Source organism: Agrobacterium radiobacter, assembly GCF_040801995.1.
GTDB classification, from domain to species: Bacteria; Pseudomonadota; Alphaproteobacteria; order Rhizobiales; family Rhizobiaceae; genus Agrobacterium; species Agrobacterium radiobacter.
Window position 1 is genome coordinate 369532 of the sequence record NZ_JBEGHX010000002.1, and the last position, 14419, is coordinate 383950.

The following is a 14419-nucleotide window of genomic DNA, read 5'->3' on the forward strand; positions in this document are numbered from 1 at the left end:
CCGGAAACGAGGCGGCTTTTTCTTTGGCCGGGACCGGCGGCGAAGGTGAACGTGATCAAGCATGGGCTTTCGCCACGGACCGAAACCGTCTGCCCCCTGAAAGACAACGCATATAGCGACAGTCATTGTCGCCGCCATTACAAAAGTTTAAGGTGATTTCGCAGCGCATTGGGTGTCTTGTGGGGGAAAGCTGCTCCCAAGGCTTACCGCACATGTTCGGGAAACATGTATCGCTCTCATTACGCGGAATCGTCAGATGAAACGTTTCTGGACCGCCCTCAGCGTTCTTGCCATTGCAGCCGCCGGTACCTGGTATTTTAGGGATCGCTTGCCGCTCGACCAAGTTCCTTACCTTAAACAATTCGCCAGCGTTTCGCCGCAGGCGAACACCGAAACGGCGGCGCAATCGGCCCAGAGCGGCCAGCCAGCCCGACAGCAAGGACAAAGACAGGGTGGAGGGCGACGCAATGGCGCGCCACCCACCGTCAGCACCATCGCCGTCGGCAAGGCGACGCTGCCGATGGATGCAACGGCGACGGGCTGGGCGGTTGCGGCCGACATCACCAATATCGCACCGCTTCAGGCCGGCCTCGTCACCGAAATCGAGGCGAAGGACGGCCAGCACATCAAGGCGGGTGATCTGATCCTCAAGATGGACGACCGCATCGCCCGCGCCGCCGTCGACAAGGATAAAGCCAATATCGCCGCCGATCAGGCAACGCTTGAGCAGACGGAGGCGGCCTTCCAGCGCGCCGCCAATCTGGTCAAGCAAAGCGCGGAATCGCAACAGGTGCTGGATCAGGCCAGGGCGGCGCGCGACAGCGCCAGCGCCAAGATCGATGCCGACAAGGCAACGCTTGCCTCCGACCAGGTGACGCTCGAGCATATGGAAATCCGCGCGCCTTTCGACGGACGGCTCGGAGACATCACTGTCAGCCCCGGCGCCTATCTCAGCGCAGGCGTCAATATCGTGACAATCACCAAATACGATCCGATCTCGGTCAGTTTCCGGCTTTCGCAACGCTATCTGCCGCAACTGCGTGAAGGCGTGAGAAAAGACACCGCTGTTGATGTCGATCCGGCGGCGACGGGTGGCGAGCCGATGAGCGGTGTGCTGCGGTTCTACGACAATACGGTGGACCAGACCTCCGGCACCGTGCTGGCCAAGGCGGAATTCAAGAATGATCGCGGTCTTTTATGGCCCGGCCAGTCCGTCAACGTCACGGCTCATTTTGTTTCGGATGAGGAGATGATCGTCGTGCCGACGGTCGCCGTGCGGCCCGGTCCGAAGGGCAATTTCGTCTATACCGTCGATAGCGACCATCATGCCCATATGACGCCGGTGGAAGTCGCCCGTTCGAATGGCGATCTCACGGCCATCGCGAGCGGCCTGAACGGCGGTGAGCATATAATCGTCGAGGGCCAATCGGAACTTGCCGATGGCCAGCTCGTCGTCGAGCAATTTTCCGACAAGGGCGGCGCGGCGGGCAATCTGGCTGCCAATATTCCGCAGGAAAAGGTTGGCGGCCAATGATCCCGAATTTCTGCATCAACCGGCCCGTCGCCACCACGCTTCTTGCCATAGGCCTGATATTGGCAGGGCTCGCCGGCTTCCGCCTGCTGCCCGTTGCCGCCCTGCCGAAAGTGGATTTTCCGACGATCAATGTCTCGTCATCGCTTTCCGGCGCTTCGCCGCAAACAATGGCTACCTCCGTCACCACACCGCTGGTGAAGCAGTTCGAAACCATTCCCGGCGTCAGCGAAATCAGCGCCACCAACACGCTCGGCAACAGCTCGATCGTGCTGCAGTTTGATCTCAACCGCGATATCGATGCTGCGGCCGCCGATGTGCAGGCGGCAATCTCGCGCGCGCAGCGGCAGTTGCCGAGCAACATGACGACGACGCCGAGCTATCGCAAAACCAACCCGGCCGATGCGCCGGTGCTGCTGCTCGCTGTCAACAGCAAGGAAATGCCCACCAGCAAAGTGGACGAAATCGCCGAAAACATCATCTCGCCACTTCTTTCCACCATTTCGGGCGTCGCGCAGGTCAGTATTTATGGCTCTCAGACCTACGCCGTGCGCATCGGCCTTGATCCGACGCAGCTTCAGGCAAGAGGCCTCGGTGTCGACACCGTCACCACGGCCATCGCTCAAGCCAACAATCAGGTGCCTGTCGGCGCCCTGCAAAACGAAAATCAACGCCTGACGATCGAGGCGGACACGCAACGCACCAATGCCGAGGCGTTCCGCTCGCTGGTCGTTTCAACGACCAACGGCGCAAGGATTCACCTCGGTGATATCGCCAATGTCACCGACAGCATCGACAACACCAATGCCGGCAGCTGGTTCGATGGCGAACAGGCCATCATTCTCGCCGTGCAGCGTCAACCGGATGCCAATACAGTCGAGGTTGTTGACGCCATCAAGGCCAAGCTTCCGGCGCTTCACCAGCAATTACCGCCTTCAGTCAATATCAACGTCATGAATGATGCCTCGACCGCGATCAAGGACGCAATCTCGGACGTGCAGTTCACGCTGTTCCTCACCATCGGGCTGGTGGTGGCGGTTATTTATCTCTTCACCGGACACCTGACGGCAACCATCATTCCGGGGCTTGCCGTGCCTCTGTCGCTCATCACCGCCTTCGGCATGATGTATGTCCTGGGTTACAGCATCGACAATATTTCACTGCTCGGACTAACCCTGTCCGTGGGGCTGGTGGTGGACGATGCCATCGTCATGCTGGAAAACATGCTGCGCCTGCATGAAAAAGGCCTGCCCATGCGGGAAGCCGCCCTTCAGGGCGCGGCAGAGGTCAGCAGCACCATTCTGTCCATGTCCATCTCGCTGGTTGCCGTCTTCATTCCCATCTTGTTGATGGGCGGCGTCATCGGCAGGCTCTTTAACGAGTTCGGCATGGTCGTCACGCTGGCGATCATGGCCTCGGCACTGGTGTCGCTGACGGTGACGCCGATGCTCGCTTCACGCCTCTCCGGCCATTCCTCCAGACCACCGGCGATCATCCGCTGGTTCGATGCGGGTTTCGAACGTACGCTACGCGCCTATGGTCGCGCCGTCGGCTGGTGCCTTTCCCATCGCCGCATCGTGCTGGCATCATTTCTCGCCTCGGTCGCGGCATCGCTTTATCTCTTCGAAACCCTGCCCTCCAGCTTCTTCCCCCAGGAAGATATTGGCCGTCTTTCGGTCTCGACACAGGCGCGTGAGGATATTTCCTACACGGCGATGCGTGACCTGCAGGCTCAGGTCGCCGATCAGATCCGCAAGAATCCGGCCGTGGTGCACGTCACCTCCATTGTCGGCGGCAATTCCCGTAACCCGCTGAACAACGGCTCGATGTTCGTGGAACTGAAGCCGAAGGAAGAGCGTGCGCCGCTGAGCCAGGTGCTCACGGAACTTGGGCAGGCCACATCGAAAGTGGCGGGCATCCGCACCTATATCAATCCGCAGCAGAGCCTGCGTTTCGGCGGGCGCAGCTCCGCCAGCCAATACCAGCTCGTCGTTCAGGGCCTGAATGCCGACACGACCAATGAATGGTCGAACAAGCTGATGGAGGCGATGCGCCGCGATCACACCTTCACGTCAGTTACCTCGGATGCCCAGAATGGAGCGATCGCCGCAACGATTTCCGTCGATCCGGAAAAGGCGGCCGCCTTCGGCATCACCAATGACCAGCTGCGCAAGACGCTGGAAATGTCTTTTGGCGGTTATACGGCGGCGCAGATCCAGTCCACCGGCGACAGCTACGACGTTATCGTGGAATTCGACAGCTCCAAACCGTGGAACGATGATTTCCTCAGCGATATCAACATTCTCTCCGCAAAATCGGGCGTTCTGGTTCCGCTTTCAAACTTCGCCACCCTCACCCGCACACAGGCGCCTGTGACCATCAACCAGACGGGCCAGCTCGTCTCCACGACGATTTCCTTCAACCTGCCTGACGGCGTGGCGCTTTCCGATGCCACAAGCCGGATCGATCAGATCAAGAGCATGATAGGCCTGCCGCAGGATGTCTTCACCAGCTATGGCGGCACGGCGGCAATCTTCCAGCAGAGCCAGGGCAATACCGGCATCCTCATTCTGGCGGCGGTGCTGACCATCTATGTGGTTCTCGGCGTGCTCTACGAAAGCTTCATCCACCCGTTGACCATCCTCTCCGGCCTGCCGGCGGCGGCCTTCGGCGCGCTGGTGGCGCTGAAGGTGATGGGCATGGATTTCTCGATCATCGCGCTGATCGGCCTGCTGATGCTGATCGGCATCGTCAAGAAAAACGCGATCATGATGATCGACGTGGCGGTGGAACTGATGCGCGAAAAGGCCGAACCGCCGGCTACCGCCATTCACGAAGCCTGCGTACGCCGGTTCCGGCCGATCATGATGACGACTTTCTGCGCATTGCTGGGCGCACTGCCCATTGCACTCGGCTCGGGCGCGAGTTCGGAACTGCGCCAGCCGCTCGGTATCGCCGTGGTCGGCGGCCTCATCGTCTCGCAATTGCTGACGCTGTTCATCACGCCCGTCATCTTCGTGGAAATGGACAGGTTTGGCCACTTTCTCACCGGGCTGTTTTCCCGCAAAAAATCAGCCGAGAAACATGCTGAACAGCAAAAGCCGGAAGGCGCCGCAGAGCCCGATTCCGTCGCGGCTTAATACAGGCTTCCGAGGCGCTTCAACGCCTCGGAAAAACCAGCCGACTGCAGCTGGAATGAGACGGTTCTTCCATGCAGGTCCGGGGCTTCGATCGTCAGCGTCTTGCCTGTTTCCAGAGCTGAGACAAGTTCGACGAAGGGCGTGAAAGACACGACACAGCCGACCGGAAGGCAGGTGCTCACCTGCACTTCCTGCAGCCGCACATTGCCGGATTTTATCGAAAAGAGTTTGGTGACAGCCAGGCCGAACGGCATGACGATGATGCCTGAGAGCTGTCCCGGCGTTTTGGAATCATCAAGCCGGAATTCGACCGAGACGACAAGTTTGCGGGTTTTTTCCTCAAGCTGCACCTGCGCGATGGCGCAGAGCGGTTTGGCCGGCGCCGTCTCCGTGGTGTTCGGATCGGCGAGATCTTTTTTCACTGGTGCGGCACAGGCAAGTTGCCAGCTTCCATGAACTTCATGCAGCGGCACGGCCGGTTTCGCGGCTTCCTGCGCACCGGCGTCACCCGCCATGGCCCCGGCGAAGACGGCAACAGCAAGCGCCGCATTCCGCGACTTGTGTGGTCTGAACGACATCAGAAACGGACTCCCAGTTCGGCCGAAGCGGATTGATCCAGCACTCCTGCCCCAAAGACCGCGCCATAACGGAATGTCAAAGTGGCGGAAGGAGCGAGATCGTAGCTGAGCCCCAGGTTAAGCAGCGCAGCATCCTGCGTCATCGCTGTTCCTGCGACGGAAAATCCATCGCCGCCGGTATAAAACAATGTGCTCACCACTGATGGGTCACCATAGGCGTGCCGCCACCCGATATCGAACGTCGCCTGCCCGGACATGTCGTCCAACGAAATATCCTGACGCAAACGCGCACCAAGCGTCGTGTATAGCTGATCATGACTGGCCGAACCGGACGATACTGCGGCAACACCGCCCCTCTCGCCAAAGGCCTCCGTCTCCAGGTTCACATAGCTGACATTGGCATAGGGCTCGATGACGGTGCGATCGAGGTCGAAACGCCAGGCGGCCTCGGCAAAGGCCTGCGTTGTGGATGCACCATAGCTGGCCGTGAGATTTTCCTGCAATGTTGAAAAGGAAAGCGCGCGGCGCGTGTCGATATCCTGAAAGGCATGGGTCGCGCCAAGACGCAGCGATACCGGACCGTTCGTCAGACCCGCATAAGCTGCCACATAATAGCTATCCACATCCGCCGATGCCGACTTCTGGCTTATGCTGTCGTGACCGTAACCCGCGGCCACACCAGCCCGCACGCCGTCATCCAAATCTCCATCCAGACCGATAAGGACGCCCTTACCTTTGATATCAACCGTTGCGCCATTTCTATCGCCGTCGATACGGCCGCGCGATCCGAATCCATTGGACCAGAACGTAAGAGAACCCTCGTCCACACGCTGCATTCCGCTCCCGCCCGTCGCATTGCCGGCGGGCGTGATCGCACGCGCATCCACGCCGTCGAAGGCGCTGCGCAACCTCTCGAGAATGACAGCCCGCGTCAGCTGGCTGCGATTTATCAATGCCATGGCCAGTGACGGATGCAGCTCGCCGGCAAGCTGTGAAAAGGCGGATTGGGGTTCATTTTGCCCCAGAAACAATGCCGCCTGATAAAGCGCCGGGTCTTCCCGTGCCGCCTCAACGGCATTCGCGGCGTTTTGGGCATTCTCCGAGGATGTCTCAGAGGCAAGCAGCCCGGAATCCGGCGATGCACGGTTAAAGGAGAGATATGCAGTGCCGTTATCCGTGCTCTTTGTGACGCTCACAACCAAATAAGCGAATTTCTCGTCCACGCCGGAAAAGGTGCCGGCAATACCGCCCATTGCCGTCAGGATCGGATATTGCGTGCCGAGACTATAGGCTGAATGACTTGCAAGCGGCGTGACAACGAGTTTGACGTTGTTATCGATAGTGACAGCACCGGCGACGGCAATCCTGTCGGAATTGCCGGACGCGTCGATTTCAACCGTATAGGTCGAGCCACTGAAGAATCGCACATCGCCGGTCGAGGTCAGGGTGCCGATCGAATTGCCGGGCGACAGCGTGCCCCCGGAAGCGACAGTCAGCCCGCCGATGGTGCCGGAACCACCAAGCGTCGCGCCGCTGCGGACGGAAACGGCGCTCGCCAGCGAGCCGTTGACGCTGAGCTTGCCCGATGAAACCTCGGTTGCGCCTGAATATGTGCTGTTGCCGGTCACAACCAGATTGCCGTCGCCAGTCTTTTCAAAGGTGCCGGTGCCGCTGACGACATTTGAAAACGTACCAGCCCCATCCACCACGAGCTGCGCATCGTTGACGATCTCGCCCGAGCCGAAGCTTTTTGCCGCTCCAGTCAGCGTGCCGGCCGAAATCGTTGTTATACCGGAATAGCTGTTGTTGCCGGCAAGAACGAGATTTCCGCTACCCGTCTTTTCGACAGTACCGGAACCGGTGAGACTATTTGAAAGCGTGCCGGCCCCATCCACGACGAGTTGCCCATTGTTGGCGATCTGGCCAGAACCAAAACTCGTCGCCGTGCCTTTCAAAGTACCGGCAGATATGGTGGTGCCGCCAGAGTAGCTGTTATGGCCTGCGAGCGTGGTGACGCCATTCTCCGCGACAACACGTCCGGTCCCAGAAATATTCGCGGAGAGGTCATAATCAGCTTCCGAATGGTTGAAAACGATACTGCCGTCGCCAGCGCCGAAAACGATTCCCGCAGCGTCAACCTCACCTGCCACTCGCGCCGTCAATCCCGCGCGGGCGCCTATGTTCAAAACGCCAGTGGAACCTGCCGCTGCCGCGATGACAATCGTGTGGGCCGCAAGAGCGCCGCCGCCAGTCACCTCGACTGAACCGTTGCCGCCTCCACCGATCACGAGAGCATCGTGGACCTCAACCTGCGAGCCAATACCACCAACATGCAGGAAGCCGTTTGATCCAGCCTGCGTGCCAACAAACAGGCGATTTGTGCCGAGAGAACCGGCATCGGTCACCGTTAAATTCCCACCGCCGCGCCACCCGACATAGGTTGAACCGGAATTGACGAGATTGCTGTCAACGGAGACGGTAACGATCGAACCCGCTCCGATAACGCTCAGCTTGCCGGAAGAGCCGCCAAGCTCGCCGATCGAAAGCTCCTTCGCCCGGATTTCGCCGCCGGTCGTGACGGAAACCTCTCCCGTGGTAGCGTTCTCATATCCGACGATCAGCGTCTTTGCGAGCGTCAGGGTCGAGCCGCCGCCACTGATGTTCACCGCGGCAATCATCGATTTTGTGCCGACAATTGCGCTGTCGCTTGTTACCGTGCCGCCGGTATCGACATGCAGCGAAGCGTCGCCTTCCCAACCCACATCGAGATCACCGGCGTTGTTGAAGGTGCTTCCAGACCCGGAAACCGTGATAGAGCCATCACTCCCCTCTTTTGCCCCGACAACCGTGTTGGCGGAATCGACATGACCGCCGGCTTTGACGCTCAGGGAACCAGAGCCTGAAAGGCCGACAGAAAGACCATCGTCTCCGATCGTCCAGGCAGAATCCGCGCCTTCAACAGTGGCAGACCCCCTGGCACCCGAGACAGCGCCAAGTTGAACCGAAGCACTGTTGATCGCAGCGCCCGCCATTACATCAACTGCACCATCACCGATGGCACCGCCAGGATCGTTCTCATCACCGCCAATACTCAGATTGCCCGTGATCCACCGGGAATCGCTGCCCGTGACGGTGGCCCGACCGACCGAATGCCGGCCGATCACGACAGCGCCACTGATAACCTCTGCCGCCGTCCCGACAAACATACTTGCCGAGCTTTCATTGCCAACAATCAAGGGGCCGGAGGTTTCCAGAATGGAACCACGGCCGTTGACGGTCAGCGAACCTCCGCTCGATGTCGCGAGATTGCCGATGATGGTGGTCGCAAGACTTTTGACAACACCACCGCTGGAGATCGTCAGAAGCCCGTTGCCGCCATGGCCAATCACCATATCCTGCGACACGGTAAGGCTGCTTCCGCTCCCCTCGACGGAGACGGTGCCTACAGAATCCATACCATCTGCGATCACAAATCCGCCGGTCCTGAACGTGCTTGCGCCAAGAATCTGCAACTGATCAAAGCCATCATCCGCCGCGACACCGACAAAAGTGGTGCCGGTATTATCGAAACTCGATAGATTGTCGAGAGTGAGCCAACCATGGCCCGAACCGCCACCCAGGTAGACATTCCCACCGGAGACCGCCCTGCTGCCGGTGAGGGAGACTTCCCCAATGCCTACGCCGCCAATAAATATGTCATGTTTGTTCGACCAATCGCCGCCGGAAAAATTTAACGTGCCCGCGACCAAATCCTTGTTGCCGAGTTTTGTATTGGAAGTCTTAAGGCCGCCCTCCACTGACAGCGACCCATCCAGAGTAATGCCAATGACGAGTTCATCGATTTCTGCGACACGCCCGGCGGCTATTGTCGGGCCTTGAGCGTCGATGGCGGCGAGGTCGTTCGCTCCCGGCACACGCGTGTACCCAAACCAGCTACTTGGCGAGAACCAGTCATCCGAGGAAGAGCCAACCCAGGCGATGGATTCTGCAAATGCAGCAGGCGCGATGGCAGAGGACAACGCCAGCGCAAGGAGGCTCGTTGATGCCCGCAAGAAGAACTGCCGGACGGGCCTAAAACCTGAACCGGCCTTCGACGCCTCTTCCCGCCAGAAACCACCGGTCATCAATTTTTCCTCATCGGCGCATCATTTCGCCTGTTAGGTCGGGCGAATCATCTCTTGCAGCCACTTAACCCGGTTTAAGAGATCAGCGTCAGTATAAAAAGCGAAGAATGCTATTTTACTTCGCAAAAAAGGAGCGCGACCAGCGCGCTCCTTAGAAAAGTGGAGTGTTTCCATAATAACGGCATCACTGATACCGAAGTTTCCGGAATGACCGAAGGTTCCGTTATTGCCGGGCGAAGCGACCGAAGGTGCCGCCCGAAAAACACAGCGGATCGCCATCACGATGCGCGGCGCGCAGCACCTCACCGACGATGATGGTGTGGTCGCCCGCATCATGGGCCGCCGCCTGCCGGCACTCGAAACGGGCAAGCGTTCCAGGGATGACCGGCACGCCTTCGTCGTTCAATTCCCAATCCAGATCGTCGAAGGCACGGCCGTTGCGGGTAAAGCGGGCGCTCAGCACGTCCTGATCCGCGCTCAGAACGTGGATGGCAAAATGGGTCGCACCGCTGAAGGCCTGATAACGGGATGAGCTTTTGGCCGGTGACCAGAGCACCAGCGGCGGATCAAGCGACACGGACGCAAAGCTGTTGACTGTCATGCCGATCGGGCCTTCCGGCGTGGTGGCGGTCACGACAGTCACGCCTGTCGTGAAAGCGCCGAGCGCATTGCGAAAGCTGCGGCTGTTTTCGCCGCCGGGAACGAATACATGCTCATTGGGCATCTTGATCGCCTCTGCCACTGTCATCACGGCACCTCTTTTCCAATCGCAAGGGTGTAGAGTTCGAACCAGGTCTGGCGGTCCATCGTCACGCGGAGCGCATCGGCCGCGGTTCTGATACGCTCGATATTATTGGTGCCGAGCACCGGCACGATCTTCGCCGGATGACGCAGCAGCCAGGCGATCGCGACAGCCGTCGCATCAACGCCCTGTTCCTTGCCGATGCGCTGCAGGGCAGCCATGGTGCCACCATGAGCACCCGAAAACAGCGAACCGCCGCCAAGCGGCGACCATGCCATCGGAGAAACGCGCTTTTCCTGCAGGAAAGCGAGATCGCCATTGGTAAAGCAATCCGTGGCGAGAAGGCTCATCTCGATCTGGTTGGTCACCAGCCGGTTGCTCATGGCCGATTGCAGCAGGGAAAAGTCCCACGGGCGGAAGTTGGAGACGCCGACGGCCTTCACCTTGCCGGACGCCACCAGCGCATCGAGCGCCTTGCCGGTTTCTTCCGCGTCGATCAGCGGGTCCGGACGGTGAATGAGCAGCAGATCGACGTGATCTGTTCCCATGTCGCGAAGAGATGCCTCAACCGAAGCATTGATGTGGCCAGCCGTCGTATCGTAGTGCTTGACGCGGGCGGCGGAGTGGCGGCCGGCCGGCGCAACAATGCCGCATTTGGTAACGATTTCGATCTTGTCACGCAGACCCGGTGCAGCCTTCAGGCCGGCGCCGAGAATGGCTTCCGCCGTGTATCCGCCGTAAATATCGGCCTGATCCATGGTGGTGATGCCCTGCGCGAGGCAGGCCTCGATCTTCGCCTGCACATGGGCGGGCGATGTATCGGCGTCGTCACCGATGCGCCACATGCCATAGACGATGCGGCTGAGTTCGAGTTTGTCGGAAAGAGCAATGCGTTCCATCAGTGGCGTTCCCCGTTGCCGAGCGGCGTGGTCGGCGTTTCAGAAGGCACCCGGCCGTAGGCATGCGGCAGGGAGCAGGTTTTCATCTGCGGCAGAACCTTGGTGCCGAAATGTTCCGCCTCGTCAAGATGCGGATAACCGGAAAGGATGAAGGCACGGATACCCATCTTCTGGTAGTCCTCCAGCGCCGAAAGAACCTGATCCGTCGAACCGACCAGCGCCGCGCCGCAGCCGGAGCGCGCCCGGCCGATGCCGGTCCACAGATTGGGTTCGACATAACCGAACTTGTCGGCGAGTTCGCGGGCTCGTGCCTGATGCGACACGCCGAGCGAACCGCTGTCATGAGCGCGGTTGCGGATCAGCTGGCCATACTCATCATCCAGCTTCGAGACCAGATGTTCGGCATATTCGCGGGCTTCCTGCTCGGTATCGCGCACGACCATATGGACACGCAGGCCATAATCCAGCGTGCGCCCATGGGCGGCGGCGCGCTCATTGGCGGCGCGCATGCGGTCTGCCAGTTGATCCTTCGTCTCGGGCCACATCAGATAGACGTCACATTGTGCGCCGCAGAGTTCCAGCGCATCGGGAGAGTAACCACCGAAATAGAGAAGCGGGCCGCCATTTTGCTGGTAGGGTCTTGCCGGTTCGGTCGACACACCCTTGAACTGGTAGATCTCGCCGTTATGATCGATGGTGTCGCGGGTCCAGGCCTGACGCAGAATCTCAACGACCTCGTGGCTGCGCTTGTAACGGAAGGCGCTGTCGGCCACTTCGCCGGGGAAATCGGAGCTGATGACGTTGAGCGTCAGGCGGCCCTTCAGCATGTGATCGAGCGTGGCAACCGTGCGCGCCAGCATGATCGGCTGCATCTCGCCGCAGCGGATCGCCGCAAGGAAATTGATGCGGTCGCTGATCGGCGCACAGCCGGCGACGAAGCTCAGCGTATCCTGCCCGACCTGATAGGACGAAGGGCAGAGAATGTTGCGAAAGCCGAGTTCTTCGGCTTTTTTGACGATATCGGAGCAATGCTCGAAGCTGGAGCGCAGGCTGCCGTCAGGCACGCCGAGATAGGCGTAGTCATCGGAACACAAAGCGGAAAACCAGGAGACCTCGGCAGCATCGAGATCAGCGGATGTAACGGGTACGACGGTCATGCAATTCCTCCTCAAGGCCGCTCTCGTTTTTCTTGCATAACATCAAGAAATATGTAAATCAATGATGTATCAATTTTTGTTTCGGGGGAGGAAACGGCATATGAAACACACTGGCGGCAGCCTGCCCATGTATATGCAGATCGCCGAAATGCTGGTGCGCGAAGTGGCGGCGGGCCGGTTGATCGATGGCGAGAAGCTGGCGCCGGAGCGCGATATGGCGGCCGATCTCGGCATCGCCGTCGGCACACTGCGTAAGGCGCTTGCCGAGTTGCAGGAACGCGGCCTTCTGGAGCGCGTGCAGGGTTCCGGCAATTACATCCGCGCCGTCAGCGATCCGCAAAGCGTCTACGCCTTCTTCCGGCTCGAACTGATCGAAGGCGGCGGCCTGCCGACGGCGGAGGTTCTGGATGTGGCGCGCCTTGCCAAGCCCGCTGACCTGCCCGCTTTCGGCACATCGGCGGAAGGGCACAGGATCCGCCGCCTGCGGCGCATCGCCGGCAAACCCGCAGCCATCGAGGAGATCTGGCTTGATGGTTCTTACGTCGACGCAATCGCCATCGAGAACATGTCGGAATCCCTCTACCTCTATTACCGCACCCGCCTCAACCTCTGGATATCGAAGGCGGAGGATCGCATCGATCTCGGCGACGTGCCCGAATGGGCGCCCGAGGTTTTCGGCCAGAAAGCCGGCGTTTCGGTGCCGAGGGTTCTGCGCCTCAGCCAGGCGCAGGATGGCGCCGTGGCCGAAGTGTCATGGACCTGGTTCGACCATACCGTCGCACGATACGTTTCACGCATACGTTGAGATTGCGCAAATTTCGCGTGATCCACATGGATGAAAGAATTTGACGGGAGGCAAGCAAGCAGCAGCCTGCCGTTGGGCTGATTTTGCAGTTATATTTCTTTTAATCAATGGGTTAATAGTTTTTGATTTCTGTCAGAAATAAAATTGATACACTATTGATTTCCTTTTTATGAAAGGTAATATCACGACCTCAGGGAGACAGGCGTTTCGCCATCCCACGATATCGCCAAATAATCGGGATCGATTTTCGAAGATGCGATGCGTGGAATTTGAAGGTTGATACCGGCTATTGCGTCCATTCAAATTCTGGACGCGCCGGTCGTGAGGAGGAAAATATGGCTTCGGTCAGCCTGCGCAAGCTGGACAAGAGTTACGGTGCGCTTCGCATCGTCAAGGGCATCGACCTTGAAATCAACGATGGCGAATTCGTCGTGTTCGTCGGCCCTTCCGGCTGCGGCAAATCCACGACGCTGCGCATGGTTGCGGGGCTGGAAAGCATTACCGACGGCGAGGTGAGGATCGGCGACCGTGTCGTCAACCGGCTACCGCCGCGTGAGCGCGACATCGCCATGGTGTTTCAGGACTATGCGCTTTATCCGCACAAGACGGTGCGCGAAAACATGGGTTTCAGCCTGAAGGTGCGCGGTGTCAGCGCATCGCAGGCCAATGCCAGCGTCGACGAGGCGGCGAGGATGCTCGGCATCGAGCACCTTCTCGACCGGCGGCCCGGCCAGCTCTCCGGCGGCCAGCGTCAGCGTGTGGCCATGGGCCGCGCCATCGTGCGCCGTCCGCAGGTCTTCCTGTTCGATGAGCCGCTTTCCAACCTCGACGCCAAACTGCGCGGACAGGTGCGCACGGAAATCAAGCGTCTGCACCAGCAGCTTGGCACGACTATCATCTACGTTACCCACGACCAGGTGGAGGCCATGACGCTGGCGGACCGCATCGTCATCCTGCGCGGCGGCGATATCGAGCAGGTCGGTACACCTGACGAGGTGTATAACCGGCCTAAAAGCGTCTTCGTCGGCGGTTTCGTTGGCGCTCCGGCGATGAACTTCGCCCGCGCAAGGGTGAGCGGCGACCGGTTGGCATTCTCCGACGGCAATTCCCTGCCGATGGCCGCCATCCGGCCATCCCGCGAAACGGGCCTCGACGGGCGTGAAGTCATCGTCGGCATTCGCCCGGAACATTTCGGCCCCGTCGAGGGCTTCGACACGCAGCTTGCGGTCAAGGTGCAGGTTGTGGAACCGCTGGGTTCGGACACGCTCGTCCATTTCAGCCTTGGCGATGCGGCGCTGACCGCACGCATGCCACCGCAGCTTCGGCCGACGCCGAACGAGGAACTGCGGATCGGCGTCGATCCATCCAAGGTCCATCTTTTCGACGCGGCAACGGAACGCTCTATCCACTGATCGCCCGGCGAAAAATGCCGCGGCCAAGGGT

The 14419-nt window shown here is 59.7% G+C and carries 9 protein-coding genes; 4 read left to right on the forward strand and 5 right to left on the reverse strand.

From position 1 onward, the window contains the following. The first annotated feature begins 256 nt into the window (after nt 1–256). Nucleotides 257–1534 carry an efflux RND transporter periplasmic adaptor subunit gene (locus MRBLRC7O_RS15685; protein WP_060726882.1) on the forward strand — a complete coding sequence of 426 codons (1278 nt, stop codon included), beginning with the start codon at nt 257–259 and terminating at the stop codon, nt 1532–1534. Beyond that, the gene (locus tag MRBLRC7O_RS15690; RefSeq protein WP_060726883.1) at nt 1531–4671 is read left to right on the forward strand and encodes an efflux RND transporter permease subunit; all 3141 of its coding nucleotides are present in this window, start codon (nt 1531–1533) and stop codon (nt 4669–4671) included. The genes MRBLRC7O_RS15685 and MRBLRC7O_RS15690 overlap by 4 nt, the downstream gene beginning before the upstream one ends. On the opposite strand, the gene MRBLRC7O_RS15695 is transcribed toward MRBLRC7O_RS15690, so the two are convergent. The 5 genes from MRBLRC7O_RS15695 to MRBLRC7O_RS15715 form a co-directional block, all read right to left on the reverse strand. After that, complete coding sequence (locus tag MRBLRC7O_RS15695) at nt 4668–5249, reverse strand: invasion associated locus B family protein (protein WP_060726884.1); 582 nt, start codon at nt 5247–5249, stop codon at nt 4668–4670. The genes MRBLRC7O_RS15690 and MRBLRC7O_RS15695 overlap by 4 nt on opposite strands. Further along, nucleotides 5249–9373, reverse strand: coding sequence for an autotransporter domain-containing protein (locus MRBLRC7O_RS15700; protein ID WP_060726885.1), 4125 nt, complete (start codon nt 9371–9373; stop codon nt 5249–5251). The genes MRBLRC7O_RS15695 and MRBLRC7O_RS15700 overlap by 1 nt, the downstream gene beginning before the upstream one ends. Nucleotides 9374–9596: 223 nt before the next feature. After that, the gene (smoA, locus tag MRBLRC7O_RS15705; RefSeq protein WP_003506438.1) at nt 9597–10121 is read right to left on the reverse strand and encodes an NADH-dependent FMN reductase SmoA; all 525 of its coding nucleotides are present in this window, start codon (nt 10119–10121) and stop codon (nt 9597–9599) included. After that, nucleotides 10121–11014, reverse strand: a complete 894-nt coding sequence (locus tag MRBLRC7O_RS15710; RefSeq protein ID WP_003506437.1) for an aldo/keto reductase — start codon at nt 11012–11014, stop codon at nt 10121–10123. The genes smoA and MRBLRC7O_RS15710 overlap by 1 nt, the downstream gene beginning before the upstream one ends. Next, complete coding sequence (locus MRBLRC7O_RS15715; protein ID WP_060726886.1) at nt 11014–12171, reverse strand: LLM class flavin-dependent oxidoreductase; 1158 nt, start codon at nt 12169–12171, stop codon at nt 11014–11016. Before MRBLRC7O_RS15715 ends, MRBLRC7O_RS15710 begins: the two co-directional genes overlap by 1 nt. Nucleotides 12172–12271: 100 nt before the next feature. Between MRBLRC7O_RS15715 and MRBLRC7O_RS15720 the strand changes: the two genes are divergently transcribed. Then, on the forward strand, nt 12272–12976 hold the full coding sequence (locus MRBLRC7O_RS15720; RefSeq protein WP_003506435.1) for a GntR family transcriptional regulator: 705 nt from the start codon (nt 12272–12274) through the stop codon (nt 12974–12976). 335 nt (nt 12977–13311) lie between these two features. Continuing rightward, nucleotides 13312–14388, forward strand: coding sequence for an ABC transporter ATP-binding protein (locus MRBLRC7O_RS15725; RefSeq protein ID WP_060726888.1), 1077 nt, complete (start codon nt 13312–13314; stop codon nt 14386–14388). Nucleotides 14389–14419: the final 31 nt, after the last annotated feature.

What these genes read in the sequence shown, in the direction of transcription:
- MRBLRC7O_RS15685 (WP_060726882.1), top strand. Translation starts at nt 257, where the DNA reads ATGAAACGTTTCTGGACCGCCCTCAGCGTTCTTGCCATTGCAGCCGCC.
- MRBLRC7O_RS15690 (WP_060726883.1), top strand. Translation starts at nt 1,531, where the DNA reads ATGATCCCGAATTTCTGCATCAACCGGCCCGTCGCCACCACGCTTCTT.
- MRBLRC7O_RS15695 (WP_060726884.1), bottom strand. Translation starts at nt 5,249, where the DNA reads ATGTCGTTCAGACCACACAAGTCGCGGAATGCGGCGCTTGCTGTTGCC.
- MRBLRC7O_RS15700 (WP_060726885.1), bottom strand. Translation starts at nt 9,373, where the DNA reads ATGACCGGTGGTTTCTGGCGGGAAGAGGCGTCGAAGGCCGGTTCAGGT.
- smoA (WP_003506438.1), bottom strand. Translation starts at nt 10,121, where the DNA reads ATGACAGTGGCAGAGGCGATCAAGATGCCCAATGAGCATGTATTCGTT.
- MRBLRC7O_RS15710 (WP_003506437.1), bottom strand. Translation starts at nt 11,014, where the DNA reads ATGGAACGCATTGCTCTTTCCGACAAACTCGAACTCAGCCGCATCGTC.
- MRBLRC7O_RS15715 (WP_060726886.1), bottom strand. Translation starts at nt 12,171, where the DNA reads ATGACCGTCGTACCCGTTACATCCGCTGATCTCGATGCTGCCGAGGTC.
- MRBLRC7O_RS15720 (WP_003506435.1), top strand. Translation starts at nt 12,272, where the DNA reads ATGAAACACACTGGCGGCAGCCTGCCCATGTATATGCAGATCGCCGAA.
- MRBLRC7O_RS15725 (WP_060726888.1), top strand. Translation starts at nt 13,312, where the DNA reads ATGGCTTCGGTCAGCCTGCGCAAGCTGGACAAGAGTTACGGTGCGCTT.